We start from the raw sequence: 502 nt of genomic DNA on the forward strand, positions 1-502 counted from the left end.
CCGTCAGGGCGTCCATGAAGCACGCCTACCGAGAGCAGGATAAGCCAAACGCTGAAGCCACGAGAACGCCAGACAATGACCTGATCGGGCCGCAGAACGTCAAACAGGGCATGATCGCGTTCGAGAAGGCGCTACCTGAGAAGATCCGCAAGAACGCCGTCCAGTGCATCGAATACCTGGTCACGTCCTCACCTGGCGCGTTCGAGAACCGGAACGCTGACCAGGAGGCGTATTTGGGGTCACGACACGAAAGTGTATTTTACGTACGCTTAGTGTGAACACCTACATAACCGCCAGCATTGGGGGTCAAGCTACAAGCAGTGATGCAGGCACCCGAAGCGGACGTAACGCGCCCGCTTCGGGCTGCTCATCGACATTCCAGCGATAGTCCCCTGTCAGAGAGATATGCTCCCAGCCGAGGGGTGCAATATGCCGCGCCAGGTCATCGGAAATGCCGAGCGTTGCGATGGCAGACTGAAGATAGCGCGTATTCCATAGGATA

The 502-nt window shown here is 57.2% G+C and carries 1 protein-coding gene and 1 pseudogene; one reads left to right on the forward strand and one right to left on the reverse strand.

The features are described 5' to 3' along the window. Positions 1-278: pseudogene (locus KP705_RS17020) on the forward strand (plasmid recombination protein); the annotation flags it as partial. A gap of 28 nt (positions 279-306) precedes the next feature. Here the strand turns inward: KP705_RS17020 and KP705_RS17025 are convergent. Further along, positions 307-502, reverse strand: a 196-nt coding sequence (locus tag KP705_RS17025) for a Tn3 family transposase (RefSeq protein ID WP_215765123.1), incomplete at its 5' end; no start/stop codon positions are given.

Origin of the sequence: Gluconobacter sp. P1D12_c (assembly GCF_018812105.1) — a bacterium.
GTDB classification, from domain to species: domain Bacteria; phylum Pseudomonadota; class Alphaproteobacteria; order Acetobacterales; family Acetobacteraceae; genus Gluconobacter; species Gluconobacter oxydans_A.